Annotated in this window: 13 protein-coding genes; 2 read left to right on the forward strand and 11 right to left on the reverse strand. The window is 70.1% G+C overall.

Annotated features, from left to right (window positions below):
- The 6 genes from IG98_RS0123765 to IG98_RS0123790 all read right to left on the reverse strand — a co-directional run.
- A partial coding sequence (locus tag IG98_RS0123765) for a hydantoinase B/oxoprolinase family protein (RefSeq protein WP_030916168.1) occupies positions 1-345 on the reverse strand: 345 nt, incomplete at its 3' end.
- Positions 342-2,399, reverse strand: a complete 2,058-nt coding sequence (locus tag IG98_RS0123770; RefSeq protein WP_030916173.1) for a hydantoinase/oxoprolinase family protein — start codon at positions 2,397-2,399, stop codon at positions 342-344. The genes IG98_RS0123765 and IG98_RS0123770, both read right to left, overlap by 4 nt.
- An 8-nt stretch (positions 2,400-2,407) precedes the next feature.
- Entirely contained in the window at positions 2,408-4,420 is a 2,013-nt protein-coding gene (locus IG98_RS0123775) for a dipeptide ABC transporter ATP-binding protein (RefSeq protein WP_030916175.1), read from the reverse strand.
- Between the two features lie 6 nt (positions 4,421-4,426).
- Entirely contained in the window at positions 4,427-5,278 is an 852-nt protein-coding gene (locus IG98_RS0123780) for an ABC transporter permease (protein ID WP_030916177.1), read from the reverse strand.
- The gene (locus tag IG98_RS0123785) at positions 5,278-6,288 is read right to left on the reverse strand and encodes an ABC transporter permease (protein ID WP_051752761.1); all 1,011 of its coding nucleotides are present in this window, start codon (positions 6,286-6,288) and stop codon (positions 5,278-5,280) included. Before IG98_RS0123785 ends, IG98_RS0123780 begins: the two co-directional genes overlap by 1 nt.
- A gap of 3 nt (positions 6,289-6,291) precedes the next feature.
- Positions 6,292-7,968, reverse strand: a complete 1,677-nt coding sequence (locus IG98_RS0123790; protein WP_037971099.1) for an ABC transporter substrate-binding protein — start codon at positions 7,966-7,968, stop codon at positions 6,292-6,294.
- Positions 7,969-8,313: 345 nt separating this feature from the next.
- Here IG98_RS0123790 and IG98_RS0123795 point away from each other — a divergent pair, with 345 nt between their 5' ends.
- On the forward strand, positions 8,314-8,532 hold the full coding sequence (locus tag IG98_RS0123795; protein ID WP_157594479.1) for a type II toxin-antitoxin system CcdA family antitoxin: 219 nt from the start codon (positions 8,314-8,316) through the stop codon (positions 8,530-8,532).
- Between the two features lie 108 nt (positions 8,533-8,640).
- Here IG98_RS0123795 and IG98_RS0123800 read toward each other — a convergent pair whose 3' ends face one another.
- On the reverse strand, positions 8,641-9,264 hold the full coding sequence (locus IG98_RS0123800; protein WP_030916186.1) for a TetR/AcrR family transcriptional regulator: 624 nt from the start codon (positions 9,262-9,264) through the stop codon (positions 8,641-8,643).
- 67 nt (positions 9,265-9,331) lie between these two features.
- Positions 9,332-9,859, reverse strand: a complete 528-nt coding sequence (locus tag IG98_RS0123805; protein WP_030916188.1) for a hypothetical protein — start codon at positions 9,857-9,859, stop codon at positions 9,332-9,334.
- A 739-nt stretch (positions 9,860-10,598) separates the two neighbouring features.
- Here IG98_RS0123805 and IG98_RS0123810 point away from each other — a divergent pair.
- Entirely contained in the window at positions 10,599-11,720 is a 1,122-nt protein-coding gene (locus IG98_RS0123810; RefSeq protein WP_051752763.1) for a transposase domain-containing protein, read from the forward strand.
- Here the strand turns inward: IG98_RS0123810 and IG98_RS0123815 are convergent.
- From IG98_RS0123815 to IG98_RS0123825, 3 genes are all read right to left on the reverse strand, one after another.
- Positions 11,717-12,412 carry a hypothetical protein gene (locus IG98_RS0123815; RefSeq protein WP_030916193.1) on the reverse strand — a complete coding sequence of 232 codons (696 nt, stop codon included), beginning with the start codon at positions 12,410-12,412 and terminating at the stop codon, positions 11,717-11,719. The two genes, IG98_RS0123810 and IG98_RS0123815, sit on opposite strands and share 4 nt — an antisense overlap.
- Before the next feature lie 64 nt (positions 12,413-12,476).
- Positions 12,477-14,423: an L-arabinose isomerase gene (araA, locus tag IG98_RS0123820; protein WP_245651683.1), complete on the reverse strand. Its 1,947-nt coding sequence runs from the start codon at positions 14,421-14,423 to the stop codon at positions 12,477-12,479.
- Positions 14,420-15,088 carry an L-ribulose-5-phosphate 4-epimerase gene (locus IG98_RS0123825; protein WP_030916198.1) on the reverse strand — a complete coding sequence of 223 codons (669 nt, stop codon included), beginning with the start codon at positions 15,086-15,088 and terminating at the stop codon, positions 14,420-14,422. Before IG98_RS0123825 ends, araA begins: the two co-directional genes overlap by 4 nt.
- Positions 15,089-15,101 lie beyond the last annotated feature (13 nt).

Consider the following 15,101-nt stretch of genomic DNA (forward strand, 5'->3'; position numbering starts at 1 on the left):
CACCGGCGAGAACAACGTCGCGTCATAGGCGTGGGCCGCGTTCCAGTACGGATAGTTCAGCAGCACCACATCACCCGGACGCAGGTTCTCCCGCCCCACATACTCCACACCCTTGCGCAGTGAGAAGTCGTTGGCGCCGAGGAAGAAGGTGAGCCCGGTGGCCTCGGCGATCAGCCGCAGGTCGGCGTCGTACATCGACATGCCGAAGTCGTGGACCTCGTAGATGACCGGGTTGAACGACGTGCGGATCAGCGTGGCCCGCATCTCCTCCGCGGCGGCGAGCAGGTAGCTGCGCACCACCTCGGCCCTCGCCCCGTCAAGGGTCTCGCCCGGTTGCTCGGTCACGATGCCACCTCCACAATCCTGACCAGCAGGTAACCGTGCTCGTCGACCTCGACCCGCTGCCCCGAGGGGACCACGGTGGTCGAGGTGCCCTCGTCGATGAGGGCGGGCCCGTCGAACGCGTCGCCCGGCTCCAGCAGCGCGCGGTCGTAGACGGCGAACGACGCCGTGGCGCGGGTGCCGAAGTCGTAGGCGTCCCTGCGGGCGAACAGTGCCCGGCCCGCGTCGCCGTCGCCCGGCGGGCGCACCACCAGCTCCGGCCGGTCGGTACGGCCGATGCCGCGCACCCGCAGGTTGAGGATCTGCAGCCGGTTGTCCATGGCGTGGCCGTAGCGCGCCACGTGGGTCTCCTCGAACGCCCGCCTGATCTCGTCCCGGTCGAGGTCGCGGCCCGCGGTGACGATGAGCGAGTGCTCCTGCCCCAGGTAGCGCAGCTCGAACTGGCGCTCAAGGACCATGCGCTCGGCCGCGACCCGCTGCGCCTCCAGGGAGTCGACGGCCTCGGCCTCGATGCCCTTGAAGATCGTCTCCAGCTCGTCGAGGTCGGCGTCGTCCAGGGTGGCCATCACCGTACGGGAGAAGTCGTCGACGATGTCGGCGCTGAGCATGCCCCAGGCGGAGAAACCGGACGGCGCGAACGGCACGATGACCTCGCCGATGCCCATCTCCGCCGCGAGCAGCGGGGCGAGCAGCGGTCCGGCCCCGCCGAACGCGAGCAGTGAGAAGCCCCGGGGGTCGTGGCCCCGCTCGACGGTGATCTGCCGGACCGCGCCGACGGTCTTGGCCAGCAGCACGTCGAAGACGCCCGCCGCGGCGGCCTCCGTGCTCAGCCCGAGAGGCCGGGCCACCTGCTCGTCGAGCGCCGTGCGGGCGGCGTCGGCGTGCAGGTCCATGGTCCCGGCCAGGAAACGGCCCGGGTCCACGTAGCCGAGGACCACCGCCGCGTCGGTGACAGTGGGGCGGGTGCCGCCCCGGCCGTAACACACCGGGCCGGGGTCGGCACCCGCACTGTGCGGACCCACCTTGAGCAATCCCCTCTCCAACCACGCGATCGAGCCCCCTCCGGCCCCTATCGTGCGGATGTCGTAAGTGGGGATCAGCAGCGGAAAGTGCTCCAGCTGCGCCTCGTAGGCGGCCACCGGGGACCCGTGCTCGATCACGCACGCGTCCAGTGAGGTGCCGCCGATGTCGAAGGTGAGCAGGTCCCGGCGGCCGAGGGCGGCGGCGAGGTGCGCCGCGCCGACGATGCCGCCCGCCGGACCCGACAGCACCGTGTGCGTCGGGGAGGTCTTGGCCACCGACGACGTCATGGAACCGCCGCCGGACCTCATGATCAGGAACTGCCCGTCGAACCCGCGCTCGGCCAGCCCGTGCTCCAGCCTGTCGACGTACCTCTCGAAGATCGGCCGGATGTAGGCGTCGAGGACCGTGGTGCTGGTCCGCTCGTACTCGCGGTACTCCCTGACGATGTCGGTGGAGAGCGAGACCGTCACCTCCGGGTACGCCTCGCGGATGATCCGGGCGGCCTGGCGCTCGTGGGAGGGGTCGAGGAAGGAGTGCAGGAAGCAGACGGCGATCGACACCACGCCCTCCTCCTCGACCAGGACCCTGGCCGCCTCCCTGACGCCCTCGGCGTCGAGCTCCTCGACCACACGGCCCCGGTGGTCGAGCCGTCCCCGGACCCCCGCGGTGTGCCGGCGCCGCACCAGGCTCTCGGGGCGCTCGTACTGGAAGTCGTACATGTGGTCGGCGGGCACGTTGCCCCGGCCGATCAGGAAGATGTCGCGGAAGCCGTCGTTGGTGATGATCCCCGTCGGCTCGCCGCGCCGTTCCAGGACCGCGTTGAGGCCCAGGGTGGTGCCGTGGATGAACAGCTCCACCTCCGACAGGTCGGTACCGAGCGCGGTGACCGCGTCGAGCACGCCCTCCCAGGGACGGGCCGGGGTGGTCGAGGCCTTCCTGAAACGCACCTCGTGAGTACGGGTGTTCAGCTCCATCGCGTCGACGAAGGTGCCGCCGATGTCGACGGCCAGACGGATGTGCTTCGGGTCGGGCATTGCGGGTGTCACCTTTCGATCAGCGCGGGGATCTCGGCGGCGCGGCGGCAGGCGACCAGGCTCGCGCCGTACGGGCGGAGCTCCTGCTCCTGCTCTCCGCACTCGTCTGTCGCGAAGGGGCAGCGCGGTGCGAGGGCGCACCCCCCGGCCGCGTCCGCCTCCTCCAGATCCTTGGTCAACTCGACCTGCGGGCCGCCGTAACCGGCGCCGAGGCTGGGGGCACTGGACAGCAGCGCCCTGGTATAGGGGTGCCCGGGATTGCCGAAGACCTCTTCCACCGGCCCCTCCTCGACGATCCGTCCCAGGTAGAGCACCACGACGCGGTCGCAGAACCCCCGTACGGTGGCCAGGTCGTGGGAGATGAAGACCGAGCCCCGCGAGCTGTCGCCGCTCACCTCGGCGATCACCTTCAGGATCTGCGCCTGTACCGTGACGTCAAGCGCCGAGGTCGGCTCATCGAAGACGATCAGGTCGGGTTCGCCGACGAGCGCGCGGGCGATGCCGACGCGCTGCGCCTGCCCGCCGGACAGCTCGTGCGGGCGCCGCCCCAGGATCGACGGGTCCAGTTCCATCCGCTCCAGGGCGCGGGCGACGCGCGAGGCGCGCTCCGCGGCGGGCACCCCGGCGGCGCGCAGCGGCTCGCCGATCGCGTCCTGCACGGTCCGCCGGGGACTGAGCGATCCGATCGGGTCCTGGAAGACCAGCTGGGCGCGGGTACGCAGCCGGCGCAGCCGGGCGCCGCGCAGCTCGGCCAAAGCCTGACCGGCCACCTCGACCCTGCCCCGCGAGGGCTGCACCAGGCCGAGCATCACCCTGGCCAGGGTGCTCTTGCCGCAGCCGCTCTCCCCGACGACGCCCAGCCGCTCGCCCGCGGCGACGCTGAGGCTGACCCCGCGCAGCGCGTGGTGCCCCCCGCCGCCGAAGCGGCTGCGGTAGACGACGTGCGCGTCCTCGATGCGCAGCACGCTCTCCTTCACACCGGGCGAGGTGGCCGTACCGGCGGACGGGACCGTTCCCGCGGGCGGGATCTCCGCGGGGACCGGCGGCTCGGCGGAATCGTCGAGTGGGCCCGAGCGGGGGTGGAAGCAGGCGGCGCTCCAGTCCATGGCCAGGGGCCCGGCGACGGGCAGGTCCGCCGTGCACAGCTGCGTCGCGTGCGCGCAACGCGGCGCGAACGGGCAGGACGACGGCGCCTCGGTCAGCAGCGGCATCGCGCCGGGGGTCGCGGTCACCGGGCGCCCGTCGATGTCGGGCACCGAGCGCAGCAGCGCCCGCGTGTAGGGGTGGGCCGGCTCGTGGAGCACCTGCGGGCCGGGGCCGCTCTCCACCACCGTCCCCGCGTACAGCACCACGACGCGGTCGCAGACCTCCGCGATCGACGCCAGGTCGTGGGAGATCAGCAGCACACCGCGCCGCTCCGCGTTCGCGGCGAGCCGGAACCGGTTGAGGATCTCCCTGGTGAGCGTGACGTCCAGCCCGGTGGTGGGCTCGTCGGCGATCAGCAGGCCGGGCGCGCATCCGGTGGCCAGCGAGATCATGACGCGCTGCGCCATGCCGCCGGAGAGCTCGTGCGGGTAGGCGTCCAGGCGGCGCCTCGGGCTGCGGATGCCGACCGACTCGAACAGCTCGGCGGCGACCTCCCTGGCCGGAGCCGGGGCCAGCGACCGGTGGGTGACCAGCCGGTCGACGAGCTGGCGGCCGACGGTACGGGTGGGGCTGAGCGCGCCGCGCGGGTTCTGGAAGCAGATCGCGGCGCCGTGCCCGCGGAAGGCCTCCAGCTCGGCGGCGTCCATGGTCAGCACGTCGGCGCCGTCGAACATGACGCGTCCGCTCGTCCGGGAGCCGCCGGGCAGCAGGCCCACGATCGAGCGGGCCACCATGCTCTTGCCGCCGCCGCTCTCACCGACCAGGCCGACCACCTCGCCCGGCTCGACGCTCAGGTTCACCCCGCTCAGCGCGGCGACCCGGCGTCCCGGCCGCCGGATCACGACGGAGAGGTCCTCGATCGACAGGAGTGTCATCGTCTGTCACCTCCTTGTGGAGTCGGCGCGTTCCTGCAGGCCCTCACCGAGGAGGCTGAAGCCCAGGACGCAGATCAGCAGGAAGAGGCCGGGCGGGACCGAGGTCCACCACCGGCCCGCGACGACGTCACCGGAACCGAGGCTGATCATGGCGCCCCACTCCGCGGTGGGCAGCGGCACGCCGAGTCCCAGGAAGGACAGCCCGGCCAGCGTGAGCATGGCCCAGCCGCAGTTCAGCGGGGCGATGACCCGCACCGGCGTCAGGCTGTTGGGCAGTACGTGCCGCCAGAGCACCCCCCAGAAGGAGGAGCCGGAGGTGAGCGACGCCTCCACGAAGGGCAGTTCCCTGATGGAGCGCACCTCGGCGCGGACCAGCCGGGCGTAGGCGGGCGCGTTCACCAGGGCGATGACCGCGACCAGGTTCGCCGTGCCGCCGCCGAGCAGCGCGGCCACCGCCAGGGCCAGGATGAAGGTGGGGAACGCCTGGAAGACGTCGAGCACCCGCATCAGCACGTCGTCGGCCCAGCCGCCCCGGTATCCGGCGACCAGGCCGACGAGGCTGCCCGCGACCACGGCCAGGGCGACCGCGGCGACGGCGATGCCGACGTCGAGCCGGGCGGCGTGCAGGACCCGGCTCCACACGTCCATGCCGTTGAGGTCGGTACCCAGCGGGTGTGCGCCGCCGGGCGGGGCGAGGGAGGCGAGGGGGTCGATCTCCTCGGGCCCCCAGGAGCTCAGCAGCGGCGCGAACAGGACGGCCACCGCGACCACGGCCAGGATGACGGAGCCCACCGTGATCAGGGACGACGCGAAGCGGCGGTCCGCGCCCGCCTCCCGGACTCCCGATGCTTCGGCCATCAGATCCTCACTCTCGGGTCGAGGATCGCGTGGACGACGTCGGCGATGAGGAAGACCACCACGTAGAACAGCGCGATCACGAGCACCGACGCCTGAACCACCGGGTAGTCCCGGTAGAGCAGGCCGCGCAGCGCCCACTGCCCGAAGCCCTGCCAGGAGAAGACGTACTCCACCAGGACCGTCGAGCCGATGGAGAAGCCGAACACCAGGGCCGCCAGCGCGGGGAGCCGCACCAGCGTGGCCCGCACCAGGTAGCCGCGGAGCAGCAGCCGGCCCTTCAGGCCGTGCGCGGCGGCGGCCGTGTACGCCTCGGAGGCCAGTACCTCAAGCGCGGAGGCCCGGACGCTGCGCAGCAGCGGCGCGACGATGACGATGACGAGCGTGGCCACCGGCAGCGCGAGGTGCTCCAGCGCGGAGACGAACGCGGGGCCGTTGGCGGTCAGCGCCGCGTCGAGCAGGTCGGCGCCGGTGATCAGGCTCAGCTCGGTGTCGGGATCCACCCGGCCGCTGGGGGCCGGGAACCAGCCCAGCACGCTGTAGCCCACCAGGACCAGCACCAGTCCGAGCCAGAACTCCGGTACCGAGTTGCCGATGAGCGCCGCGACGCGGACCGTGTGGTCGCCGAACCGGCCCGCGTGCCTGGCCGACCAGATGCCGAGCACCACCGCCAGCACCAGCGCCACGGCCAGCGCGATCACCACGAGTTCCATGGTCGGCCCGACCCGCAGGGCCATCTCCGAGCCCACCGGGGCACCACTCTGGATGGAGGTGCCGAAGTCACCGGTGAACAGTCCCCCGACGTAGTCGAGGAACTGCTGCCACAGGGGCCGGTCCAGCCCGAACCTGGCCCGCGCCGCGGCGGCGTCCGCCTCCGTGGCGTTGGGGCCCAGGATGGTACGGATCGGGTCACCCGGCAGGACCCTGACGAGCAGGAAGGTCAGCACGACCACCCCGAGGAGCACCGGGACGAGCTGGAGGAGCCGCCTGAGGACGAACCGGAGGATACGCATGGATCAGGAGGAGCTGCTCAGGTAGCGCAGCCGGGCCAGGCCGTCCATCGGCTGGACCCATCCCGCCACCTCTTCCCGGACCGGGAGGTTGAAGTTGGGCTGGCAGATGACGACCCATGGCACGTCCTCGGCCAGGATCTCCTGCACGCGCAGCCAGAGCTTGGCGCGCTTGGCCGCGTCGACGACGGTGTGGGACTCCTCGAAGATCTTTTCGATCTCGGGGTTGACGTAGTTGGAGTAGTTGAGGCTGGCGCCCTTGGTGAAGCTGGTGCCGAGCATGTACTCCACGTCGTTGACCCAGAGCTGGCCCAGGGTGATCTGCAGGGGGATGTTCTTCTTCGCCCTGCGCTCGCCGAGCGTGGCGGGGTCGAGCGGGGTGAGCTTCAGCTCGATGCCGGCCTTCCTGGCCTCGCTCTGCACGAGCACGGCGATCTGCTGCTGCTCCTCGCTGTCGGTCTGGAAGACCAGCTCGGAGGTGATCGAGGTCTTGCCCGCCGCGGCCAGCGTCTCCTTGGCCTTGGCGACGTCGTAGGCGTAGGGGTAGCCGGTCTCGGAGTAACCGGGCATGTCCAACGGGACGACGCTCTTGGCCGCCCGCGCGTCGCCGCCGTAGACGTTGGCGATGATCTGCTCGTACGGCACCGCGTGGGCGAGCGCCCTGCGCACCGCGGGGTCGTCAAAGGGGGCGGTGGTCACCGACATCTGGATGACGAGCTGGTTGTTGCTCGGCGCGGAGATGACCTTGACGCCCTTCGTGGACTTGAGGTCCTTGATGTCGCGCTGGCCGATGCCGAAGGCGACGTCGATGTCGCCGTTCTGCAGCTGCAGGCGCTGGTTGGCGGCCGCGGGCACCACGCTCAGCCTGATCTCGGAGCTCTTGGCGCCGTCGGCGCCCGGGTAGCCGGCGTTGGCGGTGAGCACGATCTCCTGGCCCTGGACCGCCTTCTCCACGTTGAAGTAGCCGCCGGTCGGGGGGTTCTTGGCGAACCACTCCTTGGCCCAGGGGTCGGCGTCGGTGGCGTGCTTCTTCGCCTCCTCCGAGTCGAAGACGTACAGCGAGATGGCCTGGATCTGCCGGGTCAGCGCACTGGGGAAGGCCTGGGTGAACGTCACCGTGTAGTCGTCGACCACCTCGACCTGGTCGGCCTTGGTGAGCCCGATCAGCCGGTAGACGCCGGCCACGTTGGCCTTCGCGGCGAACGCGCGGTCCTTGGACCACTTGACGTCCTTGGCGGTCATCTCGTTGCCGCTGGCGAACGTGACGCCCTTGCGCAACTTGAGGGTCCAGACCTTGTTGTCGGCGTCGGGCTCGAAGGACTCGGCGAAGGTGGGGGCGATGGCCTCGGTGTCGAGGATCTGGCCGTCGCCGGCCGAGGTGACCCCGTAGTCGATCATGTAGGGGAAGACGTTCTTGTAGAGCATCAGGGCGGTCAGGTCGAACCCGACGAAGTCCTGGTCCCAGCTGCTCAGGTAGCTGCTCACCGCGATCCGCAGCTTCGAGGCGCCTGGGGCCCCGCCGGGGGCGGTGCTCGCCGCGGGCGCGGTGGATCCGCCGCCCCCCGTGGTGCCGGCGGCGCATCCGGTCGCCAGGAGGAGGGCGACTCCGCTGCCGAGCTGCAGGACCGAGCGGCGGGACAGCGCCGGGGTTCCCGGACCGTTGGGACGAGAGAAGCCGGGCACGGCAGTCCTCCAGGGGGCCACGAGGGATAGGCCGCGAGGGAGACGGTCCACCCGACCTACATGTGGCATTTGTTCTATCAGACCTGAGTTTAGTGAACAAGTGACCAATGTCTGTTCACGAACGAGGCCGGTGCTTAAAAAAGCGGCAGGACAGCATAGAGATCACAACCAACGGCCATGTTCACCGAATTTCACAAGACCGTCGCCCATATGTGACCGGCACCCCGTACCGTATCGGCAGAATCGCCTCCGCCCGGCGGCCCGGCCCGGAGCCGCGACCGGACCGCTTTCCGCCCGACACCTCGACCAGCGGAAAAGATCTTAGTGCGGTACTACCGTGTCGCCATGGCCGCGAAGGAGACCGTCAGCGTAACCGTCGATCACGATCTGCTCGATCACGCCGGGCAGCGGGTCGGCACCGGCTCACTGTCCGCCTACGTCAACGAGGCCCTCGCCCTGAAACTCCAGCGGGAGCGCCATCGCCGCGCACTCTGGAACACGAAGGCCGCTGACGCCGACCCCGATCACGTCGCCCGCATGATGGCCCACGTCGAGAGCCAGTAACCGAACCCCCTACCTCCTGGACACGAGCGTCCTGACGGAGATCGCCCGCGGCGACAGCGATCTGACGGGAACTCGCAGGAACCTGGGACCGTCGCCGTCCACGTGACCTCAGTCGTTCAGCAGGGCGTGGGCCAGCTGGTCGGCCACCCACTTCTCCCAGCGGCCCGTGCCCCACCCGCACTCCCGCTGCAGCACCAGGAACAGGTCCGGCGACAGCAGCCCCACCGTGACGTCGACCGCCCGCTCCCGATCGAGCCCCGGCCGCAACGCGCCGAGCCCCTCCAGGATGCCGACGAAGGTGTCGTGCGCGGTCCGCCGCTGCTCGGCGTTCGCCCGCCACTGCTCGGCCATCTCCGCATCCCCCGACGCCGCGTCGCGGACCACCCCCAGGATCGCCGCCACCCGGTCGAAGATGACCCCGCTCGCGTGCGCCCACCGCACGATCACCTCGCGGGGGTCGGCCGACGCGCACAGCTGGGTGAACCACGGGCGTTCCAGCAGCGGCACGGGCTCGTCGTCGCCCACCGAGGCCACGTCGACCACATGTTTGAGCAGTTGGCTCTTGCTGCCGTAGTGGAAGTAGACGGTCTGCACCGACACCCCGGCCGCGTCGGCCACCTCCTGAAAGGTGGTGCCCGCGTAGCCCCGCACGGCGAACAGTTCGTGCGCCGCCGCCACGATGCGCCGCCTGGTGGGCGCGGAGCGCCGATTCCGGGTGTTGACGTCAGTCACAAACTTAAAGTATCACTACAAAAAACAGGAGAGGGCGTTGGCCGTTCTCCATAAGCACTTCCGGAGACTATCTGGCGATGTAGAGGGTCTGCCAGGTGCCGTCGGTGCCGCAGCCGGGCCGCGCGATGGGTTTGGCGCAGACCTGTATATCCACCTGGCGGACGCGCTGTTTCTTCAGTGCGATTTTCCTGGGGGTCAGGAACGTGCAGGTAACGACGTGCTCGTAACTCGTGTAGTCCGGGTTGTGGTTGAAGCGGAAGACAGCCCAGCCGCAGGCGTTGAACCCTGTCACTTCCGGCGAGGTCAGGTCGCGAACCGCGCCGTCGATCCTCACCTCACTGGCGTAAGGGATCTCCAGCGGCCCGATGGAGGCCGGGAAGACAGTGATCGTTCCGGTGGCCTCGGCACGTCGCTTAGGTGCGTAGTACGGGCCCCAGGGACTGGAACCGGCTGGGGCGGCCGCGGAAACCGCCGTGGTGGCCGCCCGAACGGGGAGCGGGGACAGGGCAGACGCCGCGACGTTCAAAGCCAGACCGGCGGCGACTACGGCGGATAAGCGGCGGCTGTAGGCATGCGAGAGCAGGGAAGTCCGCACGGAAATGTTTTCCTTCCTGTGGCGGGGGCGGGCGCGTGACAAGGAACCATAAGTCCGCGCCGGCTGATCCCGCTGAGGTGGCCAGGCGCGGGCGATGAATGAAATTAGAGTAGCACTCTATAGTCTAACTTTAAAGTATGACTCTAAGTATCGAAGTACGCGTGGGTGCCGATGCCTGCATATGCCGCTTGAGCTGCGGCTTCACGAATCGATCAGACGACTCTGCGCACTTGTTGACCAAGGCGTTGGCGGTCGTTGTCCGTGGATCCGGGCCGCCAGGTCGGCCACGCCGCGAGGGGGCCTGACACGCGCGCTCCGGGCAGTACCAATGCTGCCGCGGCAACAAACCGCGACCCCCTGGCCGACCCCCATCGCCATCCCGTCTAACGAGCTCACCGGCATCGCAGACCCATCGGCTGACCGGGACACCCGAGCCGACTTTCCTGTCTCCGAGGTGATCGGCACGGCGCTTTCCGGCGCTCCTGTCCACTAAACAGCTCTGGCTCATTTTCGGGTTACCGATGGTCTGTTGAATCGAAATGTGGAGGTTGAAGAGGCGTTCGGCTCCGACAGCGGCGAGTGGCGACGCTGGAGTTCGGGCAGCGGGTACGAGTCGACGACGAGAACGATACTCACCTCATGCGCATTTCTTGAGCTGATTTAGATAGGTTTGTATAGGAAATAAAGCGTTTGACCGCCTAGGGCTTGACAACGAATGCACACGGGCATGACTAGGTGAGTGAAGACTGAGCCGGTCCATGGGCGGCTGGCCGATCATCTGTCGATCGGGATCCTCACCTCCGCCTTCCCCGTACCGCTCCTCGACGAGGTCGTGCTGGCCAGCGGCTGCGCCGACCAGCGGCGGCGGGCACTGCCCGCCCGCCTGACGATCTACTACGTGCTGGCCCTGTGCATGTTCCCGGACCGGAACTACGACGAGGTCATGCGCCTGCTGCTGAACGGCCTGTCGTGGCGTTCGCACTGGGCCAAGAGCTGGGAGGTGCCCAGCGTGTCGGCGATCAGCCGGGCCCGCGCGCGGCTCGGCGCGGAGCCGCTGCGGGTGCTGTTCCGCCGGGTGGCCGTGCCGCTGCCGGAGCCCGTGGCCACCGGGTCGCGGCTGGCCGGACTGCGGCCGGTGACGATGGACGGCACCGCGCTGACCGTCCCCGAGACCCGCGACAACGCGGCGTTCGGCTATCCGAACGAGAGTGCCCGCCTGCCGTGCGTGCGGGTGGTGGCCGTGGTCGACGGCGGGACGCACGCGCTGATCGACGCGACCATCGGCGGTTCGGGGGCGGACCGGCAGGCGCTCGCGCCGAGGCTGCTGCGCAGCCTGGAGCCCGGTGTGCTGCTGCTCGCCGGTCCGGGGGCGAGAGGGGCCGAGCTGTGGCGGCAGGCGGCGGGGACCGGCACGCACCTGCTGTGGCGGACCGGCAAAGCGGGCGGGTTCCCCGTGGCGCGCCGCCTCGGCGACGGGTCGTTCCTGTCCAGGCCGCCCGGCTGGGCGGATGCCCTGCTGCGGGTCATCCCGCTGTCCGGCACGGAACGGCTGATCACCACGCTGCTCGACCCGGGAAGGGCTCCGGCGCCGGACCTGGTGGCGCGGTACGCGGAGCGCTGGGTCATGGACCGCGCGCTGGCCTGGCTGCGATCCGACCGGGGTGGCGCGGTGCTCGCGCTGCGCTCCCGGACCCCCGAGACGGTGGCCCAGGAGATCTGGGCGCTGCTCTGCGTCTACCAGGCCGCACGAGCCCTGACCTGCCGGGGGGCCGGCCGCGCATGGGTGTGGCCCGCCTCCCGGGTGCGTACCGGAAGACGGGCCGAGGGTGCGGCGGGAGCGGAACCGCTCGGGATCGCCTAGGGGGTGGTGAGGTACAGCTTCTGGTCGAAGAGACCGGAGTTGGCGACGGTCTCCCCCATGAGCTGGAAGGTGGCGGTGTAGTTGGCCGTGCCGGGGCACAGGACGCTGCCGCTGTCCTTGGTGAGGGCGTAGTTGGTGGCCTTGGCCTGGGCCTGGGCGATCGCTATTTTCGGACGGCTGGCGTTGTCGGGGTTGAAGGCGTTCAGGGCGATGCTGTTACCGGTGCCGGAGCCCCGGTAGACACAGCTGATGGTGCCGAACCAGCCGGTGGACACCGAGGAGACCTTGACGCCCAGCAGGGTCACGATGCCGTCCCGCCCGGGGGTCATCTTGTCGTAGACGACGGTGCCGCCGTTCCAGTCGAGCCCTACCGGGGACACGGTGGAGGAGCCTCCGGCACTGTTCGGGCACGCCGGGCCGGGAGTGTTGCTGAAGTTGAAGACCGAGACGTTCAGCGCGGTGCCGTCCGACTGGACCGTCCCGTCGATGTTGCCCGTGTTGCAGGTGGCGGTGGCGAGGGTGGTCGAGACCGTCACCGGATCGATGAGCGTGGCCCGGATCTTGCCCGAATAGGGGAGGCCCTTGTCGGTGTCCCGGTGGATCGTGGTGCCGGCCGCCGAGGCGGGAAGCGGGGCGAGAACGAGTGCCGTCATGGCGACGGCGGCGGCGGCGAGGTTTCGGATACGTTTCATCGACCACTCCCTTGTAATGTGCTGGACATCGCGAGAGTAGATAGCCGCATATTCACCGTCAATATCAATCCCCCAAACACCGTAATCGGAGTGGAATATCACCTCCTAAGTCAATTGAAGCACTGTTGACATAAGCGCTTCGCCATTGAATGAATCGATAGGCGAGTCGGCCGGATTCCCGCCGAGGAGGGCGGCCCGACCGGCCGCCGCACTCCTTCGGCGGCGCCCGCCGCCTCTCACACCCCGACTGAGCAGCCCGGGAGCCTCCGAGCAGTGGAACCGGTGGGAATTCCGGCACCCAAGCGCTTCTCTCAACCGTTCTCCCGGCCGAGCCTGCCGCGTCGCCCGAAGACGAAATCTCGGAGAAAATGCTCCACCCCGTCGCCCGCGGTTGAATCGGACGCCCATTTGCCCGTGATCCGCCCTTGTCGCCATCCGAAAACAAACGCGACGGCCGCGCGTCTGGAAATGCGCAGTCGCCTACAGTTCTGCCGAGCGTTTTGTGTGTTCGGATGACAACACGCGTACCGGCGCCCGTGGAGTCCGCGAGTCGCGGGGTGTGTCTCCGCACGGCAGACGGGCCCCGCCGATCGGCGGGGGCCGTCTGCCGGCGGGGCCAGTCGGGGTCGAAGACCCTGAGCTCCTCACTGGTCAGCGCGGACGACAGCACCGTGTGGTGCGGGCCTCCGGCGGTGAGCCACGCCTCGGCGGAGGTGCTCAGGTTCGGGCGGGGCCGCCACACCGCGCGGGCGACGGGCAGGTTGGGCAGCGGCTCGGCCGGGGTGACCACGTCGATCTCGTTGGCCACCAGCCGGAACCGCTCTCCCATGTCCGACAGACCGATCACCACCGCCGGTCCGGGTTCGGCGTCGAAGACCAGCCGGACCGGGTCCTCCCGGCCGCCGATGCCCAGCGGGTGGATCTCGCACGAGGGCACCCCGGCGGCGATCGTCGGGCAGACCTCCAGCATGTGCGCGCCCAGGATGACCTCCTGGCCCGGGGCCAGATGGTAGGTGTAGTCCTCCATGAAGGAGGTGCCGCCCGCAAGGCCGGTCGCCATCGTCTTCAGGGTGCGCAGCAGCACCGAGGTCTTCCAGTCGCCCTCCCCGCCGAAGCCGTAGCCGTCGCCCATCAGCCGCTGCACCGCCAGCCCCGGCAACTGCCGCAGGCCCCCGAGGTCCTCGAAGTTGGTGGTGAACGCGCCGAAGCCCCCCTCGGTGAGGAAGTGGCGCAGGCCCAGCTCGATGCGGGCGGCATAGCGCAGGGACTCGTGACGCTCGCCTCCGGCCCGCAGCTCGGGGGCGACCTTGTAGGTGTCCTCGTACTCGGCGACCAGGACGTCCACCTCGGAGTCCGCCGCCGCGTCGACCACGGCGACCAGGTCGTTGACGCCGTAGGTGTTGACCGAGACGCCGAAGCGTAGCTGCGCCTCCACCTTGTCGCCCTCGGTGACCGCCACGTCGCGCATGTTGTCGCCGAAGCGGGCCAGCCGCAGCGAGCCGACCTCCGCGCGCCCGGCCGCGGCCCGCGCCCACGCCCCGATGCGCGCGGCCACCGCCGGGTCGCTCACGTGCCCGGCGACGGTCTTGCGCGCCACGCCCAGCCGGGACTGGATGTAGCCGAACTCGCGGTCGCCGTGGGCCGCCTGGTTGAGGTTCATGAAGTCCATGTCGATGGAGCTCCACGGCAGCGCCACGTTGGCCTGGGTGTGCAGGTGCAGCAGCGGCGTGCGCAGCGCGTCCAGTCCGGCGATCCACATCTTGGCCGGGGAGAAGGTGTGCATCCAGGCGATCACCCCGATGCAGGCGTCCGAGGCGTTCGCCTCCAGGCAGAGCCTGCGGATCGACGCGGCGTCGGTGAGCACCGGTTTCCACACCAGCCGGAACGCCAGCGACTCGCCGAGTCGCTCGGCGATCCGCCGGGACTGCTCGGCCACCTGGGCCAGCGTCTCCTCTCCGTACAGGCCCTGGCTTCCGGTGAGGAACCAGATCTCACGCTCGTGGAGGATCAACGCGGACTCCTTTGCCCGTAGACGTTCTGGTAGCGGTCGTACAAACTGTCGACGGCGGGCCGCGGGATCGGCAGCGGCTCACCCAGCTGGCGGGCCACGTGCACGGTGCGCGCCACGTCCTCGCACATCACCGCGGCCTTGACCGCGGCACGGGCGTCCGCGCCGATGGTGAAGACGCCGTGGTTGCGCATCAGGATCGCCGGGGAGCGGTGCCCCTCCAGGGTGGCGACGATTCCCCTGCCGATGTCGTCCCCGCCGATCAGCGCGAACGGCCCCACCGGGATCTCCCCGCCGAACTCGTCCGCCATCGCCGTCAGCACGCACGGGATCGCCTCGCCCCGCGCCGCCCAGGCGGAGGCGTACGTGGAGTGGGTGTGCACCACCCCGCCGACCTGCGGCATCGCCCGGTAGACGTACGCGTGCGCGGCGGTGTCGCTGGACGGCGACAGCCCGCCCCCGACCGGCTCGCCGTCCAGGTCGCACACCACCATCGACTCCGGGCTCAGCTCGTCGTACGACACCCCGGACGGCTTGATGACGAACAGGTCCTCACCCGGCACCCGCCCCGAGACGTTGCCCGCGGTCCAGGCGACGAGGTTGTAGCGGACCAGCTCGTCGTGGAGCCGGCAGACCGTCTCCCTCAGCTTCCCGACGACGGCGCTCATCCGGCCGCCCCCC

The organism is Streptosporangium amethystogenes (genome assembly GCF_000721075.1).
GTDB classification, from domain to species: domain Bacteria; phylum Actinomycetota; class Actinomycetes; order Streptosporangiales; family Streptosporangiaceae; genus Streptosporangium; species Streptosporangium amethystogenes.